This window comes from Streptomyces sp. NPDC102514, from assembly GCF_055584525.1.
Map to the genome: position 1 here is coordinate 587,434 of NZ_JBVJLW010000002.1, position 18,660 is coordinate 606,093.

Sequence of the window (18,660 nt, forward strand, 5' to 3'; positions counted from 1 at the left end):
ACATGGGACGAGTCACGGAACGACGCAAGGTGATCCGCATCCGCGACGGGGTGGTCTCCGCCCGTCCGGACACGCTCGTCGCCGAGGAACCACTGGAGATCCGCCTCAACGGAAAACCCCTCGCGATCACGATGCGCACCCCGGGCGACGACTTCGCGCTCGCGGCGGGCTTCCTGGTCAGCGAGGGGGTGCTGGGCGCGGCGGACGAACTGCAGAACATCGTCTACTGCGCCGGCGCCACCGTGGACGGCTCGAACACCTACAACATCGTCGACGTACGGACGGCGCCCGGCGTCGTCATCCCCGACATCACGCTCGAACGCAACGTGTACACGACGTCGTCCTGCGGGCTGTGCGGCAAGGCCAGCCTGGACGCGGTCCGTACGACGGCCCGCTGGACGATCGACGACACGCACGGCGACACGACTCCCCCGGTACGGCTCGGGCCCGAACTGCTCGCGAGCCTCCCCGACCGGCTGCGCGCGGCGCAGCGCGTGTTCGACCGGACCGGGGGTCTGCACGCGGCGGCCCTGTTCACCGAGGACGGCGAGCTGGTCGACATCCGGGAGGACGTGGGCCGGCACAACGCGGTCGACAAACTGGTCGGCCGCGCCCTCCAGAACGGCTCGCTGCCGCTCTCCCGCACGGTCCTGCTGGTCTCGGGGCGTGCCTCCTTCGAGCTGGCCCAGAAGGCGGTGATGGCGGGCATCCCGGTGCTCGCCGCGGTCTCGGCGCCGTCCTCGCTCGCGGTCGACCTGGCCGCCGAGTCCAATCTGACCCTCGTCGGTTTCCTGCGGGGCACCTCCATGAACGTGTACGCGGGCGAGCACCGCATCGCTCTGCAGGCCGCGGCCGCCCAGGGCTGACCGGTCTCCCCGCTGCACGGCGGCGGGGCCCCGATCCGGCGGGGAGCGCCCCCTGCGCCGGAGGGGCCCCGCCTCACACCCACAGAGCGGTGGTACGCGCCGATCTGACGCTCCATCAGCACCCATCCGGAGGTACCCGCGCGGCGGGCGCGTACCCCGGTGGCCCCCGTCTCGTTTTCCTGACGACCTCGAACGGGCCGCCATACGGCCCGTCGTCCGGGTAGGAGGCGGTTACTTGGATGCCGGCACGACCCTGTTCGGTTCGTTACTTGCCTGCGTGGGCGTGCTGGGCGCGGCCCTCGTGGCATATATGGGAAAGCGGGGCGAGAACGCCCTGAACGGATTTTCGAGCCTGACCGAGAAGCTGCAGTCCGAGCGCGACCGGTTGGAACGGCAGATCGCCGAACGCGACACGCGCATCGACGAGTTGGCGACGATGCATGTCGCCGACCAGTCGGAGATCGCTCGCCTCCGCCTCGACATCGACCGACTCGGAGGGGCTCCGTGACCAGGTTCCAACGGGTGCTCGCCGTGCGCTGGCGCAGCATGTTCCTCGTCTGTGTGCTGATCGCGCTCAGTGGCGTCGCGGTGATCCTGTGGGCGCGGATCGACGCCGGTGACCGCAGGGCCGACGAACTGCGCGCCGAGGCGGACCGGCGCGGTGACGCCGTGTCGACGCTGGCGCAGGACGTACGCGCGCTGCGCGCCCAGGTCGAGGCGGGCGGCGGCACTCCCGCGGCCCCCGACCCCTCCGACGCGGTGGACGACCTCCTCGACCGGGTGCGGGTGCCCACCGCGGCCCACGGCCGGCCGGGCGCCAAGGGCGAGCGCGGCGCGACCGGGGCGGGCGGGGAGGCCGGGGCCGGCGGGAAGCCGGGGCCGGGCGGGGAGCGCGGAGCAAGCGGATCGCGCGGCGAACCCGGGCCGCCGGGGCCGTCCGGTTCGCCGGGACCCTCGGGGCAGCCGGGCGAGCCCGGCTCCCCGGGGGCCGACGGTGCGGACGGTACCGACGGCACGAACGGGAACAACGGCGCCGACGGGGCCGGAGGACCGGCGGGGCCGCCCGGCCCCGACGGCGCCCAGGGCTATCAGGGCACCAGAGGGGACTCCGGGCCCCGGGGAGAGAAGGGCGAGAAGGGCGAGAAAGGGGAGAAGGGCGACCCCGGTCCCGGCTGCCCGGACGGCTACAGCTTCCAGCCGTCCGCGAACGACCCCGACGCGCTGGTCTGCCGCAAGGCCGCGGCCCAGGCCCCGCCCGTCGACCCGTCGGGAATCCTGCCGGTGCCACCGCCGCTGTTCCGGCGCAGGCGACGGACAGTCAGCGACTAGGACCTGTCCGGTCGATCACGGCGAAGGGAAGCTGCGGTGCCTTGTGGGCGCCGGTGAGCGGGGTGTGGTGCGTGCAGCTGCAAGGCGGAGGAGGGCGTCGACGCGGAGCGTCGGCAACCGACGACAACGCCGCAGATGTGCGCACCACACCCCGCGTCTTCGCCGTGATCGACCGGACAGGTCCTAGACGGACACGAGGACTTGCCGACGGGCGGTGACCGCCCGCGGGCCGACGCCGGTGTGCGGCAAGTTCTCGTGCCACGGCCGTGCGCGCTTCTTGTGAGGTGCCTGGGAGCCCAGTAGCGTCTGTGGCGCGCAGTCAGGACGTGGGATGTCCAGATGTTCGGATGTCCAGATGTCCCGGTGCATGAGGCCCATGAGACCCATGAGTCGCAAGAGAGCCACGAGTCGCACGAGTCGCACGAGACGCATCAGACGCATGAAGGGCAGGTCGCACCATGCCGTCAAGTCTTCGCGCACGCCCCCGAACCCCCCGTACGGCCAGACCGTGGAGGACCGCCGTCACAGGCGCCCTGACGGCGGTCCTCACCCTCACCGCGCTGCTCGGGCTGCCGGGCACCGGACACGCCGGGACCGCCGCCGAACCCGCCGCGGCAGGCAAGGCCGCCGCGTTCGAGCAGCAGGTGCTCTTCAAGGCCTCCCAGGATCCCGGATACGCCTGCTTCCGGATCCCGGCCGTCGTCAGGACGACGAAGGGCACCCTGCTGGCGTTCGCCGAGGGCCGGGTCAACGACTGCAGCGACGCCGGTGACATAGACATCGTGCTCAAGCGCTCCACCGACGGCGGCCGCACCTGGGGCCCGCTGCAGATCGTCAACGAGGGCGCGGGCGACACACACGGCAACCCCGCCCCGATGGTGGACGGGAGGACCGGCCGGGTCGTGCTGGCCGAGACGTACAACACGGGCCGTACCGACGGCGGCAACTGCGCCGTCCCGTGCGACCGCACCCCGCACCTGCAGCACAGCGACGACGACGGGCTGACCTGGTCCGAGCCCCGCGACCTCAGCGACGAGATCCTGCCCGCGCACTGGAACTCCTGGTACGCGACCGGGCCGGTGCACGGCATCCAGCTGACCCGTGGCAAGCACGTGGGACGGCTCGTCTTCGCCGTCAACACCGAGACGTGGGACGGCAGTCGTGTCACCGCCAACCACGCGGCGCTCATCGTCAGCGACGACGGCGGCGACCACTGGCGGATCGGCGCCACGGACTCGTGGCCGATCGCGGCCGACGGCACGTTCCGGCAGAAGCCCTCCGAGATGACCGTCACCGAGCGCGCCGACGGCACGGTCCTGGTCAGCGGGCGCGAGCAGGACGGCACCGATCTCGGCCACCGCACCCAGGCGTTCAGCACCGACGGCGGCTCCAGCTTCACCTCGCACTTCAAGGCCCTGCCCGACCTCTACACACCCCAGGTCCAGGGCTCCACGCTGCGCATGGGCGACCGCATCCTGCTCGCCTGCCCCGGCGACCCGGACCGCCGCCGCACGATGATGATCCGCTCCTCCTACGACAGCGGCCGCACCTGGGACAGCGTCGACCGCGGCACGGTCGTCACGACGGACTGGTCCGGCTACTCCGACCTGGTCGGCATCGGCGCCGACACGGCGGGCCTGCTGTACGAGGGCGGCGCCGTGGACGCGCGCGACGAGATCCGCTTCGCACGGTTCACCGAGGACTGGCTGGCCCCGCGCCGCGGCCCCGACCCGACCACCCCCGACCTGGCGCCGCGCGCACCCGGCGCGGCGGTCCTCGGCGGTGCGACGGGGACGGACGGGGTGTTCGGCGGCGCCCTCGCCTTCGACGGCACCGACGACGCCGTACGCCTGCCCTACCGGACCCGACTGCCGCTCGGGAACAAGGACTTCACGGCGTCGCTGTGGTTCCGCTACACGGCCACCACGGGTGAGCAGCCGTTCCTGTGGATGGGCGGGGTCGGCACCACGCAACCGCAGGTGTGGCTGCGCGGCGAGCCCGCGAACAACCGGGTCCAGGCCCTGATCACGGCCCGGGACGGCGCGAGCGCCCCCCGCTCCGCGTCCGTGCGCACCACCGGCGCGTACAACGACGGTCAGTGGCACCATCTGGCGCTGCGCCGGGGCGCGGGACAGCTGACGCTGTTCATCGACGGGACCGTGGCAGCGACGACGGCGGACGTACCGGGATCGGTGAGCCGGAACTCGCCGTTCGGGGTGCACGTCGGCCAGAAGCTGGACAGCCGCGCCCACTTGACCGGCGCGATCGACGACGTCCGGGTCTACGACCGCGCCCTGAGCGACGACGAACTGGCCGGCGTACGCACCGGGGACACGGCGGTGACCGGGAACCCGGTCCTGTGGCTGCCCATGGACCGCGTGGCAGCCAGCCACTAACGTCCCGTGGGTGCCCGACGACACACGAGCACGACAGCGCACGGGGACCGGGCTGGGGGTACTCCTGGCCCTGGTCCTCGGGGCGGTGCTGCTCACCGCACTCCCCGAGGACGACAGTGGGGAGGCCGCCTGCCGCGCCCGTACGGTCACCTCGTGGGCCGCGGACACCGGTGTCACGGAGGAGTTCGCGCGGTACGGGGACGACGCCTCGCGGGCCGACGACTGGACCGGCGGCGACGGTACGCACTCGGTGCGGCTGCCGGACGGGCGGGTGCTCTGGCTGTTCTCGGACACCTACCTCGGCCAGGTGTACCGTCCGCCGAACCCGGCGGGCGAGTCCTACGCCTGGCGGGACACGACCGCGCCGCTGGTGCGCAACTCGGCCGTGGTCATGAAGGACGGGCGCCTGCAACACACCCTGCCCGCCCCCTTGTTCGCCGACCCGGCGCCCGGCCAGTGGCGCTGGCCGGTGGCGGCCCGCGTCGAACCCCGCTCCCCCGGCTCGTCCGAGCAGGTCGTACGGGTCGTGCTGTGGACCCGCACGAACGGCTCGTACCCGTGGATCTACGGGGTGCCGACCGCCACCGAGGTGGCCACGCTGTCGCTGCCCGGTCTGCGGCTCGAAGGCATCACCCAGGTCCTTGACCAGCGGCAGGTCGGTGATCCGGCGCGGCGGGTGCTGTTCGGCACGACCGCGCTGACCCACGACGAGGACTGGACGTACGTGTTCGGCGGCGACGACGCGCGGGCCGCCGCCCGGCCCGTGTCGCACGCGTACGTCGCACGCGTGCCCCGGGGACGGCTCGCGGACCCGGACGCGTGGCGGTACTGGGACGGCGAGCGCTGGACCATCCCCTCACACATGAAGCCCGTACTGGGAGGCGGCGGGCGCGGCGCGGACAAGGGCGTGGGCAGCGCGTTCACGGTGACCCGCGACGGGGGGACGTACGTCCTGTTCACGATGGCGGCGGGCACCGAGGGACTGACGACCGTCACCTCGTACTGGGCGTGCTCCCCCACCGGGCCCTGGCACGGGCCCGGTGGGGGCTTCAGCCCGCCGCTGCCGGAGCGGGGGGCGGGCGTGGCCGCGTACAACCCGCAGGTCCATCCGGCGATCGGCGGGGGCAGGCTCGTGCTGAGCTACGACGTCAACTGGCTGGACGCGAACGGCGGGGCGGCGGCACAGGCCAACCTCAGCCGGAACGTGTCCCTGTACCGACCGAGATTCGTGACGCTGCGGCTGGGTCCGGGCTGAGGGGCCGCTCCGACTGCGGTTCCGGCTCGGCCTCCGGGTCGCGGGAGCGGCGCTTGGCGATGACCGCGCAGACCATGAGCTGCATCTGGTGGAAGAGCATCAGCGGCAGCACAGCCAGCGAGGCGTGGGCGCCGAACAGCACGCTCGCCATGGGCAGTCCGGACGCCAGCGACTTCTTCGACCCGGCGAACTGGATGGCGATACGGTCGCCCCGGCCGAACCCGAGGGCCTTGGACCCGTACCAGGTCGCCGCCAGCATCACCGCGAGCAGGACCACCTCGACCGCGAGCAGGCCGCCGAGCCGCAGCGGGCTGACCTGGTGCCAGATGCCCTGGACCATGCCCTCGCTGAAGGCGGTGTAGACGACCAGCAGGATCGAGCCGCGGTCCACATAACCGAGGATCTTCTTGTGGCGTGCGACGAACCCGCCGATCCAGCGGCGCAGGAGCTGCCCCGCCAGGAAGGGCACGAGCAACTGCAGCACGATCTTCAGGAGCGAGTCCGCGGAGAACCCGCCTCCCGTGCCGCCGAGGAGCGCCGCGGCGAGCAGCGGGGTGAGCACGATGCCCACGAGGGAGGAGAAGGAGCCCGCGCAGATGGCGGCGGGCACGTTGCCGCGCGCCATGGAGGTGAAGGCGATGGACGACTGGACCGTCGAGGGGACGAGGGTCAGGAAGAGCAGGCCGGTGTAGAGGTCATGGCTCAGAAACACCGGTTCAAGACCGCGGGCGGCCAGCCCGAGCAGCGGGAACAGAAGGAACGTGCAGGCCAGGACCGTCAGGTGCAACCGCCAGTGCCGTACGCCGTCCATCGCCTCGCGGGTGGACAGACGCGCGCCGTAGAGGAAGAAGAGGAAGGCGATCGCCGCGGTGGAGGCACCGGAGGCGACCTCGGCACCGGTCCCCCGGGCGGGCAGCAGGGCGGCGAGGCCCACCGTCCCGAGCAGTAGCAGGATGTACGGGTCTATCGGCAGCCAGGACGGCCACTTCAGGCGTTTCACGGTGCTCCGATGGTGCTGGGGACTGGTGTCACTGGGCTCGCCGGCCCCGGTCGTCGTTCTCCGGACGGGGCGAGCCCTCTCCATCGTCCTCCTCCGACCCTTGATCGGGAATCCGGTACACCGCTCTGACTGTCATCACGAAACGCGATGACGCGGTAGCCTCGGGCCCGTGTACGACCCCTCGCAGCTGCGTACCTTCCTCGCCGTGGCCCAAACGCTGAGCTTCACGCAGGCGGCCCGGCGGCTCGGGCTGCGCCAGTCCACGGTCAGCCAGCATGTGCGCCGCCTGGAGAGCACCGCCGGACGGCAGCTGTTCACCCGGGACACCCACTCCGTGGAACTGACGGAGGACGGCGAGGCCATGCTCGGGTTCGCACGCCGGATCCTGGAGGCGCACGAGCAGGCGGCGGCGTTCTTCGGCGGCACGCGGCTGCGCGGGCGGCTGCGGTTCGGCGCCTCGGAGGACTTCGTCCTGACCCGGCTGACCGAGATCCTGGAAGCGTTCCGCCACGACCACCCCGAGGTCGACCTGGAGCTGACCGTGGAACTCTCGGGCACCCTGCACGAGCAGCTGGCCAACGGGCGGCTCGACCTGGTGCTGGCCAAGCGGCGCCCCGAGGACCCGCGCGGCGAGCTGGTCTGGCACGACCGCATGGTCTGGATCGGCGGGGAGCGGTTGCGGCTGGATCCCGACCGTCCGGTCCCGCTGATCGTGTACCCGCCGCCGGGCATCAGCCGGGCGCTGGCCCTGGAGGCGCTGGAGCGCCAGGGCCGGTCCTGGCGCGTCGCGTGCACGAGCGGCAGCCTGAACGGCCTCATCGCGGCGGCCCGCGCGGGACTCGGCGTGATGGCCCACACGCGCGGCCTCATCCCGCCGGGCCTGGTCCGCGTCCCCGACCGCGCGGGGCTCCCGGAACTCGGCGAGGTGGACTTCGTCCTGCTCCACGGCAGACGCCACGCGGCGTCCCGCGGAGCGGCTGACGCGCTGGCCGCCTCGATCCTGACCTCCCCGGACCGCCTCCACCGGGCCCGCTGAAACGGGCCCCGCAGGGGCGCGAGGAACGGCGCGGCCCACCCCCACCGACCCGCAGCCGACATCGGCGCAGACCCCACCCCCAGGGGCGCGAGGAACGGCGCGGCCAGCCCCCACCGAACCCGCACCCGACATCGAGACGGGCCCCACCCCAAGGGGCGCGGGGAACTGCGCGGCCCGCCCCCACCGGCCCGCAGACCAATCCGCCCCCCGTGCCGGGCCCCGTAAGGGTTTCGGACACACCTGCGGGCCGGTGGGGGCTTGTCGCGCAGTTCCCCGCGCCCCTAGGGGGGCGGGCGCCCGGACGGAAGCTGCGGGTTCGGTGGGGGTCGGGCGCGCCGTTCCTCGCGCCCCTAGGGGTGACGGGTGCCCGGAGGGAAGCTGCGGGGTCGGTGGGGCGTCGCGCGCGCCCGGACCCCGGTAAGCGCCCCGTACAGATTCCGTGGAGATTACGGAACCGAAACTTACGGAAGAGTAAGGATTCTGTCCCGGCCTCCCCCCTTGTGGCCGGATTTCAGGGGTTGACCTGTGCGTACGTCACCCCCGACCCCCCTCCGCCACCCCTCCCGCGGCAGCGGCACGTGGGGTAGCTTTCACCGCCTGCGGAGCACCTTCAAGGAGCGGGGATTGAGCGAGTTCACCAACCCTCCCCTGGCGTCGGCACCGCCGGTGGGCGGCCTGGCCGATGCCGTGTTCGAGTATGCCCAGGAGGACCCCCTCTACATCGCGCTGGGCCGCAAGGACGAGCGCGGCAGATGGCGGGACGTGACGTCCGCCGAGTTCCGCGACGAGGTCCTCGCGCTCGCGAAGGGCCTGCTGGCCCACGGCATCCGCTTCGGCGACCGCGTCGCGATCATGTCCCGTACGCGCTACGAGTGGACCCTCTTCGACTACGCGCTGTGGTCGATCGGCGCGCAGGTCGTCCCGATCTACCCCACCTCGTCGGCCGAGCAGGTCTTCTGGATGCTGCACGACGCCCAGGTGTCGGCGGCGATGGTGGAGCACGAGGACCACGCGATGACGATCGCCACGGTCATCGACCGCCTGCCGACGCTGCACAAACTGTGGCAGCTCGACACGGGCGCGGTGCAGGAGCTGTACGAGGCCGGCGGCCACATCGACGACGAGGTGGTGCACCGGCACCGCCGCGCGGTCACCCCGGAGTCGACGGCGACGATCATCTACACGTCCGGCACCACGGGCCGCCCCAAGGGCTGCGTCCTGTCGCACGCCAACTTCATGTTCGAGACGGACACGGCGATCGGACGCTGGGAGCCGCTCTTCCATTCCAAGCGCGGCGACGAGGCGGCGACCCTGCTGTTCCTGCCGCTCGCGCACGTCTTCGGGCGGATGGTTCAGGTCGCCGCGGTCCGGGGGAAGGTCAAGTTCGGCCATCAGCCGCAGCTGAACGCGGCGGCCCTGCTGCCGGATCTGGCAGCGTTCCAGCCGACGTTCTTCCTGGCCGTGCCGTACATCTTCGAGAAGGTCTTCAACGCGGCCCGCCGCAAGGCCGAGAAGGAGGGCAAGGGCGGCCCGTTCGAGAAGGCGGTCGAGGTCGCGGTGCGTTACGCGGACGCGGTCGAGGCGAAGGCCTGGGACATCGGCCCCGGCCCCTCGGCGGCCCTGCGCATGCAGCACCAGCTCTTCGACAAACTCGTCTACTCCAAGATCCGTAACGCGATGGGCGGACGCGTGCGGCACGCGATGTCCGGCGGTTCGGCGATGGACCGCCGCCTCGGCCTGTTCTTCGCGGGCGCCGGCGTGCAGATCTACGAGGGGTACGGGCTCACCGAGTCCACGGCCGCGGCGACCGCCAACCCGCCCGAGCGCACCCGGTACGGGACCGTCGGCCAGCCCATCCCCGGCACGACCGTGCACATCGCGGACGACGGCGAGATCTGGCTGCACGGCGACAACGTCTTCCAGGGCTACCTGAACGACCCGAAGGCCACCGACGCGGCCCTGCACGACGGCTGGCTGGCCACCGGTGACATCGGCGTGCTCGACGAGGACGGCTATCTCACGATCACCGGGCGCAAGAAGGAGATCCTGGTGACCTCCGGCGGCAAGAGCGTCTCGCCGGGCGTCCTGGAGGAGCGGGTGCGCGACCATCCGCTGGTCGCGCAGTGCATCGTCGTCGGCAACGACCGGCCGTACATCGCGGCGCTGGTCACGCTCGACGGCGAGGCCGTCGACCACTGGCTGCAGATGCGCGGCAAGTCCCCGCTCACCCCCGCCCAGCTGGTGCGGGACCCCGACCTGGAGACCGAGGTGCGGCGGGCTGTGGTGGCCGCGAACACCCTGGTCTCCCAGGCCGAGTCGATCCGCACGTTCCGGATACTGGCCCACCAGTTCACCGAGGAACACGGTCTGCTGACCCCGTCCCTGAAACTGAAGCGCAAGGCGATCGAGAACGCGTACGCGACAGAGGTGGAGGCGCTGTACCGCGCGTAGCACGTCAGCGGGGGGGCGCCCCGAAGGGGCGCGGGGAACTGCGCGACCAGCCCCCACCGGACCCGCACCCGGCCCATCAGCTGTTACCTGACACCTCGTCAGATACAAGCGCATCGCATATTGACGATCCGTCAGATCCGCCGGATCATTTCGGTCACCCGAGTCACCCGACCAAGGGGAGACCGACCGTGCCGCGAAAGACCCGCGCATTCGCCGCCGCGACGGCCGCCACCGCCCTGCTGCTGACCGCCGCCTGCAACTCGGCTTCCACCGGTGGCACTTCGAAGGACGCCGACTCCGTACGCGGGGTCACGGACACCCGAATCAAAGTCGGCGGCATCGTCTCGATGACAACGGCGAGCGGCTACTCGAAGAAGGACACCGACCTCGGCGCGAAGGCCCGTTTCGACCGCGCCAACGCCGAAGGCGGCCTGCACGGACGGAAGATCGACTACCTCGGCGCCGAGGACGACGGCCAGGACCCGTCCAGGAACCTCGCCGCGGCCCGCAAACTCGTCCAGCAGGACAAGGTGTTCGCGATCGCGCCGATGAGCTCGACGACCTTCTCCGGCGCGGACTTCCTGCAGAAGCAGCGCGTCCCCACCTTCGGCTGGGGCACGCTGCCGTCGTTCTGCGGGCCGTCGTACATCTACGGCTTCGGCGGCTGCATGGTGCCGACGCCCGGCGGCACCATCTCGCAGACCTGGCCCGAGGGCCTCGAACAGGTGATGGGCGGCGCGAAGGGCCGGAGCGTGGCGATCCTCGCGAATGACAGCGACGCCGGGAAGTTCGGCATCCGCACCTACCGGCAGAGTTTCGAGTCGGCCGGGTTCACGGTCACGTACGCCAAGCCGTCGGTGTCCGCGGCCTCCGTCCCGAGCGACTGGTCGGCGTACACGAAGGAGATCCTGCGCAGCGACGGCGGCAAAGCGCCGGACGCGATCGTCTCCGTGATGCAGACCCCGTACAACATCGGGCTGTTCACGGCGGTCAAGCGGACGGGGTACCGCGGTGTGCTCACCGATCCGACCGACTACGACCCGGGACTGCTCGCGAAGAGTGCGACGCGGAAGGCACTCGACGGGGTGCATGTCCTGACGTCGTTCCAGCCGTTCGAGCAGCGGAGTGCGGCGATGACGCGGTTCGGGAAGGACATCAGGAAGGCCGCGGGCAAGGACGTGCCGCTCAATATCCATATGATGACCGGCTACATGTCGGCCGATCTGTTCCTCGCCATCGCCGGGAAGGCTGGCAAGGACCTGACGGTGTCGTCCTTCCAGAAGGCGGCGGACGGGTTCGCGGACACCGGCACGCTCGTCGGGGACCGGGCCGAACGGAAGGGCCAGAAGGAGTCGTTCGGGTGCGGGGCACTCGTCCAGCTGAAGGGCGGCGAGTACGTGGTGTCGGCGCCCTTCACGTGCTATCCGCCGATCCCCTTCACGTAGGGCACGCGGCATGGCCGACCTTCTCGGATTCGTGCTGAGCGGACTGGTGTCGGGCGCGCTGTACGCGCTCCTGGCGACCGGTCTCGTGCTGTCCTACTCCGCCTCGGGCCTGTTCAACTTCGCGCACGGCGCCACCGCCTACCTCTGCGCCCTCGCCTTCTACGAACTGCACTCGGGTTTCGGCCGGCCGGCCGTGCCGACGGCGGTGCTGCTGGTGTGCGTACTGGCGCCCGCGCTGGGGTGGGGCCTGGACCGGCTGATGTTCCGCAAGCTCGCGCGGGTCGGTGAGACGGCTCAGATCGTGGCCACCATCGGGCTGCTGGTGGCGCTGCCCGCGCTGGGGCTGTGGATCGTGGAGCTGCTGGCGGACGCGGGCACGTCGGTGAAGCCCGCCGAGAACCAGTTCGGGCTGCCGGGGGTCGGGCCCAGTCCCGCGAAGTCCTGGCAGCCGGTCGACGGCGTCGGCATCGACTCCGACCAGCTGATCATCTGGGCCGCGACGGCCGTGGCCGCCCTCGGCCTGTGGGTCCTGATGCGGCACACCCCGCTGGGGCTGCAGCTCAGGGCGGCCGTCGACAACCGTTCACTGGTGGAGCTGCGCGGGCTGAGCGCGGACCGGCTGTCGTCGATCGCGTGGATGCTGTCGTCGGGGCTCGCGGGCCTGGCGGGCGTACTGGCGACCCCGCTCCTCGGCCTCTCGGCCCACGACTTCACGCTCTTCCTCTTCGTCTCGGCGACGGCGGCGGTGCTCGGCCGGTTCGTCTCGGTACCGCTGGCGTTCGTGGGCGGGCTCGGGCTCGGGGTGCTGCAGAACCTGGTCGCCGGGTACGCGGACTTCGCCGAGCCGATCACCGGGTTCCGTACCGCCGTACCCTTCCTGATCCTCTTCGCCGGACTGCTGCTGCTGACGCGGCGCAGGCGCACGGCGGGCACGGCGGCGGTGGACCCGCCGCCGGTCGACTATCTGACGGGGCGGTCCCGGCTGCGGCGGTGGGGCCCGTGGACGGTGGCCGCCGTCCTCCTCGCGACCTCCTTCTACACGGTCACGACCCCCTTCTGGAGCGGCCTCCTGGCCCAGGGGCTGGCGCTGTCCCTCGTCTTCATGTCCTTCACGGTGGTGACGGGGCTCGGCGCGATGGTGTCGCTGGCGCAGGCGACCTTCGTGACGGGGGCGGCGCTGGTGGCGGGGCTGCTGCTCAGCCATGGCTGGCCGTTCGTGGCGGCGGCGGCCGTGGGCACGTGTGCGGCGGCGGTGCTCGGGGCCCTGGTCGCCCTCCCCGCGCTGCGGCTCGGTGGCCGCTCGCTCGCGCTGGCGACCCTCGCGCTGGCCTTCCTCGCCGACCAGGTCCTGTTCCAGATCGGTCGGCTGCGCAACGGCGACACGGGGTGGGCGGTTCCCCGGCCGGTACTCGGCCCGGTGGACCTGGGCGACGACCGGGCGCTCGGGGTGGCGCTGACCGTGCTGGTCGCGGCGGTCGTCACCGCGCTGAGCGCGCTGCGGAACTCACCGTCCGGCCGGGCGATGCTCGCGGTGCGCTCGGCGCCCGCGGCGGCGATGGCGTCCGGGGTGTCGGTCGTCCGCACCAAGCTGGTGCTGTTCACGCTGTCCGCCGGCCTCGCGGGCTTCGGCGGCGTCATGTACGCCTCGTACAACACCCGCGTCACCGCGACCGACTTCACCGCGATGACGGGCCTGATCTGGCTCGCGGTGGTCGTGGCGGCGGGCCTGCGCCGCCCCCAGTTCGCGGTGGTGGCCGGCCTGGTCTACGCCCTCGTACCGCACCTCCTCTCGGACTACGTCACCGAGTCCGTACACCTCCCGGTGATCCTCTTCGGCCTGGCAGGCCTGGCCCTGGCGAACGACCCGGACGGCTACTGCGCGGCGGTCCCGTCGCGCTTGCACCGCCGCAGGCTGACGGGGTCGGGCGCGGGTACGCCGCCCGCGGCTCCGGAACCTGGGCCGCCCACCGCGCTGCCGGGCGGCACGGCAGAGGGCGACGGGGTGCCGGCCGACATGACGACGGCGGGCACGACGGCGGCGGGGACGACGGCGGCCAGCACAGCGGCGGCGACCGGCGCGGTGGCGGCCGGCACGGTCCCGGCCACGGCGGGCCCGACCAGCCCCGTCGACCCGGGCGGCGCGGGCGAAACCAGAGCGGCCCCGGCCGACGCGGGCTCGACCGACGCGGGCTCGGCCAGCGCCATGACCGCCGGCGCCATGGCCTCTGCGGCTCTGCCCGCGCGAGCCATGCCCGGAGCGGTCGTCGCCGGGGAGGTGGGACCGTCGGTCGGTTCCGGCGGACAGCCGTTCCCGGCCGCCCTGTGCCTGCGCGGCATCCGTGCAGGTTACGGCGGGGCGGCCGTGCTGCGCGGGGTCGATCTCGTCGTGCGGGCCGGGGAGATTCTCGTACTGCTCGGCCCGAACGGGGCCGGGAAGTCGACGACGTGCCGTGTCGCCGCGGGCCTGGTGAGCCCGCTCGCCGGGCAGGTGTACGTGGCCGGACGCGACGCCACCCGGGACGGTGCCGTGCGCCGGTCACGAGCCGGAGTCGTGCTCGCGCCGGAGGGCCGGGGGATCTTCCCGGCTCTCACCATCGAGGAGAACCTCGGCCTGTATCTGCGCGGCCGGGACGGGCGGAACGCACGCGACGCCGTGTACGAGCGCTTCCCCGGGCTCGCCGGACGGCGCGGCGTCCCCGCCGGTGCCCTCTCCGGAGGGGAGCAGCAGATGCTCGCCCTCGCCCCGCTCCTGCAGCGTCCCCCGAAGGTCCTGATCGCCGACGAACCCTCCCTCGGCCTCGCACCCCGGGTCGTCGAGGAGGTCTTCCGTCTCCTCACCGAGCTACGCGACCACGGAACGGCCCTGCTCCTCGTGGAGGAGAAGGCCACCGAGGTGCTGAAGGTCGCGGACACGGTCGCGTACCTGGCGCAGGGGCGCGTGACGTGGTGCGGTCCGCGCGCGGCCGTGGAGGCGGACCGCCTGACCGAGGCGTATCTGGGACTGGCGGCGACACACGAGAAAGCGGCCCGCCCATGACGAGCACGAGCACGAGCCCGGTCCTGCGTGCCGACCGCGTCGCCGTCCGCTTCGGCGGCGTACGGGCACTGGACGAGGTGAGTCTGTCCCTGCGCTCCGGCGAGATCTGCGGGCTCATCGGCCCCAACGGCGCCGGGAAGACCACCCTCTTCGACGTGCTGTCCGGCATCCGCCGCCCCGACGCGGGCCGTGTCCACCTCGACGGGACGGACGTCACCCGCCGCTCCCCCGTGTGGCGCGCCCGCCACGGAATGCGCCGCACGTTCCAGCGCCAGCAGTTGTTCGGGCAGCTCACGGTGGCCGACAACCTCGTCGTGGCCCAGGAGTGGCGCGGCGGCGGAGGCGGACTCACGGCCGACCTGCTGGGGGCGCCCACCCGGCGTACGTACGAGAAGGAGCGGCGGGTCCGGGCCGCCGAGATCCTGCGCGCCTGCGGACTCGACGGCCTCGGCGACACCTGTGCCGCCGCGCTCCCCGTGGGCCGCGCCCGCATGGTCGAACTGGCCCGCGCCGTCGCGGACCGGCCCCGGGTCCTGCTCCTCGACGAACCCGCCGCAGGGACGACGACCGAGGAGAGCCGCCAACTGGCCTCCGTCATCCGCCGGTTGTCCGAACAGGAGGGCTGCGCGGTCCTCCTCGTCGAGCACGACGTCGCCTTCGTCATGGAGGTGTCCACCCGGATCGTCGTACTCGACCTGGGCCGGGTGCTCGCCGAGGGCACTCCCGCCGAGGTCCGTGCCGACGGGCGGGTGCGGGAGGCGTACCTGGGCACGACGGCCGTCGCAGGAGCCGGTGACGCACCGGCCTGACCGCAGGCCGTCCATCGTTCGGACGTGGTGCGGACGTGGTGCGGACATGGTTCGGACCCGGCAGAGCGGGTACTTTCCGGCCAATCTCCCTTACGGTCTCCCTTTCGACCGGCGAACGCACGGGACAGGAATGCACGACAGCCCGTGATCGTTCACGATGGAGTACCACCCGACGACGTAAGGATCGAAAGCTCGTGAGCAAGGTCCCCCCGATCACCCTGAACAACGGCGTCGAGATGCCCCAGCTGGGCTTCGGTGTCTGGCAGGTGCCGGACGACGAGGCCGAGCGAGCCGTCTCCACCGCGCTGGAGGCCGGGTACCGCAGCATCGACACCGCCGCGATCTACGGCAACGAAGTGGGCACCGGCAAGGGCCTCGCCTCCTCCGGCATCGCCCGCGAGGACCTCTTCGTCACCACAAAGCTCTGGAACGCCGAACAGGGCTACGACTCGACGCTGCGCGCCTTCGACGAGTCCCTGGAGAAGCTCGGTCTCGACCACGTCGACCTGTACCTCATCCACTGGCCGATGCCGGACCGGGGCACGTACATCGACACGTACAAGGCCTTCGAGAAGCTGCACGCGGACGGCCGCGCCAAGTCCATCGGTGTCTCCAACTTCCACCCGGAGTACCTGGAGAAGCTGCTCGACGCGACGTCCGTCGTCCCGGTCCTCAACCAGGTCGAGCTGCACCCGCACCTTCAGCAGTCCGCCCTGCGCGAGTTCCACGCGGAGCACGGCATCGCCACCGAGGCCTGGTCCCCGCTCGGCCAGGGCAAGGGCCTCCTGGAGGTCCCGGCCATCGTGGCAATCGCCCGCAAGCACGACCGCACGCCCGCCCAGGTCGTCCTGCGCTGGCACCTCCAGCTGGGCAACGTGGTGATCCCCAAGTCCGTGACCCCGTCACGGATCAAGGAGAACATCGACGTCTTCGGCTTCACTCTCGACGACGAGGACATCGCCGCGATCACCGCCCTCGACGAGGGCCGCCGTCTGGGTTCCGACCCGGCGACCGTCAACGACTGAGCGCGCAGCCGGACGGCCGCGCCTCCGCACGACGGCATGACGGCATGACGGCATGGCCGCATGGCCGCATGGCCGCATGGCCGCATGGCCGATTGACCGCACCATGAAGCCGCCGCCCGTTCGGGCGGCGGCTTCATCGGTCTCCGCCGGGCGTCCGACAGGTGTCCGCCCGGATCGGATCCGCTCGGACCCGATCAGACCGGCTGCCCGATCGGCCGTACGACCACGGTGTTGACGTCGACCCCGGCCGGCTGCCGGATCGCCCAGACGACCGACTCCGCGAGCTGGTCCGAGGTGAGCAGCTGCCCGGGCGGCAGGCTGCCGTAGCTGTCCCAGAACGGGGTCTCCACCCGCCCCGGGGAGATCAGCGTCACTCCCACCCCGTACTCGGTGACCTGCCGGCGGGTGTTCTCGGCGAGGCCGGTCACGGCCCACTTCGTCGCCCCGTAGATGTTGCCGGGGGTGTGGACGTGCCCGGCCACGCTGCCGACGAGCACGATCCGGCCGCGGGTCTCCTTCAGCTGCTCGATCGACGCCCGGACGAGCAGCGCGGGTCCGAGCACATTGGTCAGCACCATGTCCCGCCAGCCGGCCGGATCGCCCTCGGCGACGGTGTCGTGCGTGGCGTATCCGGCGTTGGCGACGACGGTGTCGAGGCGTCCGAACTTCTCCACCGTCGCCGCGACCGCAGCCTGCACGTGGCCGTAGTCGGCCGCGTCACCCTGGAACGTCAACAGCCCCTCGGGCTTGCCGAGTTGTTCCGCGAACCCGCGCAGCCGCTCCTCCCCGCGCCCCGTCACGGTCACCCGGTGTCCGGCGTCGAGCAGCTGCCGGGCGACCGCCGCCCCGATACCGCTGCCGCCGCCGGTGATGAGTGCAACCGGTGAGCCAGTCATGTGATCCCCCAAGACGTGTCCGACCAAGCCGTGTCCGACGAAGTGCCCGGAGTCCATCACTTGGAGCGCACTCGATGTCAACACCGGCTGCACTAGACCTAGTTGAGGGTCAGGGCTACGGCTTCACCCCGACGTACACCGTCAGCGCCGTGAGGACGAACACGTCCGGCCGGTGGTGCACGCTCGCCTTGTCCTCGGGGTCGAGGAGCCGGTCGAGGGTGGCCAGGTCGTCGGCGTCGAGGCCCTCGGCGAGGCCGTCGCGACGGTGACGCAGGGAGGTGGCGACGAACGCGCGGGCCTCGTCGGAGGCGGGGGCGGGGATGTCGAGCAGGAAGGTACGGGTCCCGGTGTGGCGCAGGCCGACCGCGGAGAGCAGGGCCGGCCAGTCCTCGACGTCCTCGACGACTGCACCGGGCAGCTCGGCCCGCATGCGGGCGAACCACTCCTGCTCGATCGCGTCGGTGCGGGCCTGCAGTCCCGGGCGGCCGATGCCGAAGTCGCGCGGGAGGTAGCGCGAGGGCAGACCGCCCTCCAGCAGCGCGAGCGTGCCGCCCGGCGCGAGCCGGTCGGCGAAGCCCGCGAGGGCACCCCGCTGGTCGCCGACGTGGTGCAGGGACCGGCTCGCCCAGAGGAGGTCGGCCGGGTACTCCAGGTCACCGAGCCCGTCGCCCAGCTCGGCCCGGAGAGTGCCGAAGCGGTCGGCGATCCCCCGCTCGGCGGCGCGTTCACGGGCCCGTTCCAGGAGGGGTTCGGCCCCGTCCACGGCGATGACCCGGGCGGCGGGGAACGTGTCGGCGAGCAGACAGGAGATGACACCGGGACCGCTGCCCGCGTCCACGATCAGCTCGGGATCCGGCCGCATCTCCCGCAGCCAGCTCGCCGCCTGCGTGTACAGCGGACTGAACAGCTCGGCCTCCTGCTCCAGCATCGGAAGCATCTCGGCGAAGTCGATGTGGGTGTGGCTGTGGCCATGGCCGTGCCCATGACCGTGATCGTTGCCTTCGTGCTGTTCGTGACCGTGCGCCATGGCTGCGAGCCTTTCGTTCGGGATACCTCCAGCCTGCTCCGGACTCGCGAAAACAGCCACTCACCTTGCTGAAACAGCAACGGTCCCC

14 protein-coding genes are annotated in these 18,660 nt (G+C 72.0%); 11 read left to right on the forward strand and 3 right to left on the reverse strand.

Annotated elements, in window-relative coordinates; all coding sequences use genetic code 11:
* Positions 1 to 2: 2 nt before the first annotated feature.
* The 5 genes from fdhD to ACZ60E_RS07520 all read left to right on the forward strand — a co-directional run bounded on the left by fdhD (position 3) and on the right by ACZ60E_RS07520 (position 5,846).
* Positions 3 to 866 carry a formate dehydrogenase accessory sulfurtransferase FdhD gene (fdhD, locus tag ACZ60E_RS07500; protein WP_384804789.1) on the forward strand — a complete coding sequence of 288 codons (864 nt, stop codon included), beginning with the start codon at positions 3 to 5 and terminating at the stop codon, positions 864 to 866.
* Between the two features lie 235 nt (positions 867 to 1,101).
* Positions 1,102 to 1,374 carry a hypothetical protein gene (locus ACZ60E_RS07505; protein WP_384804791.1) on the forward strand — a complete coding sequence of 91 codons (273 nt, stop codon included), beginning with the start codon at positions 1,102 to 1,104 and terminating at the stop codon, positions 1,372 to 1,374.
* Positions 1,371 to 2,195: a collagen-like domain-containing protein gene (locus tag ACZ60E_RS07510; protein WP_469438905.1), complete on the forward strand. Its 825-nt coding sequence runs from the start codon at positions 1,371 to 1,373 to the stop codon at positions 2,193 to 2,195. Before ACZ60E_RS07505 ends, ACZ60E_RS07510 begins: the two co-directional genes overlap by 4 nt.
* 458 nt (positions 2,196 to 2,653) lie before the next feature.
* Positions 2,654 to 4,591, forward strand: a complete 1,938-nt coding sequence (locus tag ACZ60E_RS07515; RefSeq protein WP_469438906.1) for an exo-alpha-sialidase — start codon at positions 2,654 to 2,656, stop codon at positions 4,589 to 4,591.
* Positions 4,592 to 4,601: 10 nt separating this feature from the next.
* Positions 4,602 to 5,846: a DUF4185 domain-containing protein gene (locus tag ACZ60E_RS07520; protein WP_469438907.1), complete on the forward strand. Its 1,245-nt coding sequence runs from the start codon at positions 4,602 to 4,604 to the stop codon at positions 5,844 to 5,846.
* Here the strand turns inward: ACZ60E_RS07520 and ACZ60E_RS07525 are convergent.
* Positions 5,785 to 6,846 (reverse strand): bile acid:sodium symporter family protein, encoded by a 1,062-nt coding sequence (locus ACZ60E_RS07525; RefSeq protein ID WP_469438908.1) that lies wholly within the window; start codon positions 6,844 to 6,846, stop codon positions 5,785 to 5,787. The genes ACZ60E_RS07520 and ACZ60E_RS07525 overlap by 62 nt on opposite strands.
* A 169-nt stretch (positions 6,847 to 7,015) precedes the next feature.
* Between ACZ60E_RS07525 and ACZ60E_RS07530 the strand changes: the two genes are divergently transcribed.
* The 6 genes from ACZ60E_RS07530 to ACZ60E_RS07555 all read left to right on the forward strand — a co-directional run bounded on the left by ACZ60E_RS07530 (position 7,016) and on the right by ACZ60E_RS07555 (position 16,649).
* Positions 7,016 to 7,882 carry a LysR substrate-binding domain-containing protein gene (locus tag ACZ60E_RS07530; RefSeq protein WP_469438909.1) on the forward strand — a complete coding sequence of 289 codons (867 nt, stop codon included), beginning with the start codon at positions 7,016 to 7,018 and terminating at the stop codon, positions 7,880 to 7,882.
* A 624-nt stretch (positions 7,883 to 8,506) separates the two neighbouring features.
* Complete coding sequence (locus tag ACZ60E_RS07535; protein WP_384804803.1) at positions 8,507 to 10,333, forward strand: AMP-dependent synthetase/ligase; 1,827 nt, start codon at positions 8,507 to 8,509, stop codon at positions 10,331 to 10,333.
* Positions 10,334 to 10,521: 188 nt separating this feature from the next.
* Complete coding sequence (locus ACZ60E_RS07540; protein ID WP_469438910.1) at positions 10,522 to 11,778, forward strand: ABC transporter substrate-binding protein; 1,257 nt, start codon at positions 10,522 to 10,524, stop codon at positions 11,776 to 11,778.
* Between the two features lie 10 nt (positions 11,779 to 11,788).
* Complete coding sequence (locus ACZ60E_RS07545; RefSeq protein WP_469438911.1) at positions 11,789 to 14,815, forward strand: ABC transporter permease subunit; 3,027 nt, start codon at positions 11,789 to 11,791, stop codon at positions 14,813 to 14,815.
* Positions 14,812 to 15,624, forward strand: coding sequence for an ABC transporter ATP-binding protein (locus ACZ60E_RS07550; protein ID WP_469438912.1), 813 nt, complete (start codon positions 14,812 to 14,814; stop codon positions 15,622 to 15,624). The genes ACZ60E_RS07545 and ACZ60E_RS07550 overlap by 4 nt, the downstream gene beginning before the upstream one ends.
* Before the next feature lie 236 nt (positions 15,625 to 15,860).
* Positions 15,861 to 16,649, forward strand: a complete 789-nt coding sequence (locus ACZ60E_RS07555) for an aldo/keto reductase (protein WP_469439011.1) — start codon at positions 15,861 to 15,863, stop codon at positions 16,647 to 16,649.
* Between the two features lie 194 nt (positions 16,650 to 16,843).
* Here ACZ60E_RS07555 and ACZ60E_RS07560 read toward each other — a convergent pair whose 3' ends face one another.
* Positions 16,844 to 17,545 (reverse strand): SDR family oxidoreductase, encoded by a 702-nt coding sequence (locus tag ACZ60E_RS07560; protein ID WP_384804811.1) that lies wholly within the window; start codon positions 17,543 to 17,545, stop codon positions 16,844 to 16,846.
* A 115-nt stretch (positions 17,546 to 17,660) separates the two neighbouring features.
* Positions 17,661 to 18,572 carry a class I SAM-dependent methyltransferase gene (locus ACZ60E_RS07565; protein ID WP_469438913.1) on the reverse strand — a complete coding sequence of 304 codons (912 nt, stop codon included), beginning with the start codon at positions 18,570 to 18,572 and terminating at the stop codon, positions 17,661 to 17,663.
* Positions 18,573 to 18,660 lie beyond the last annotated feature (88 nt).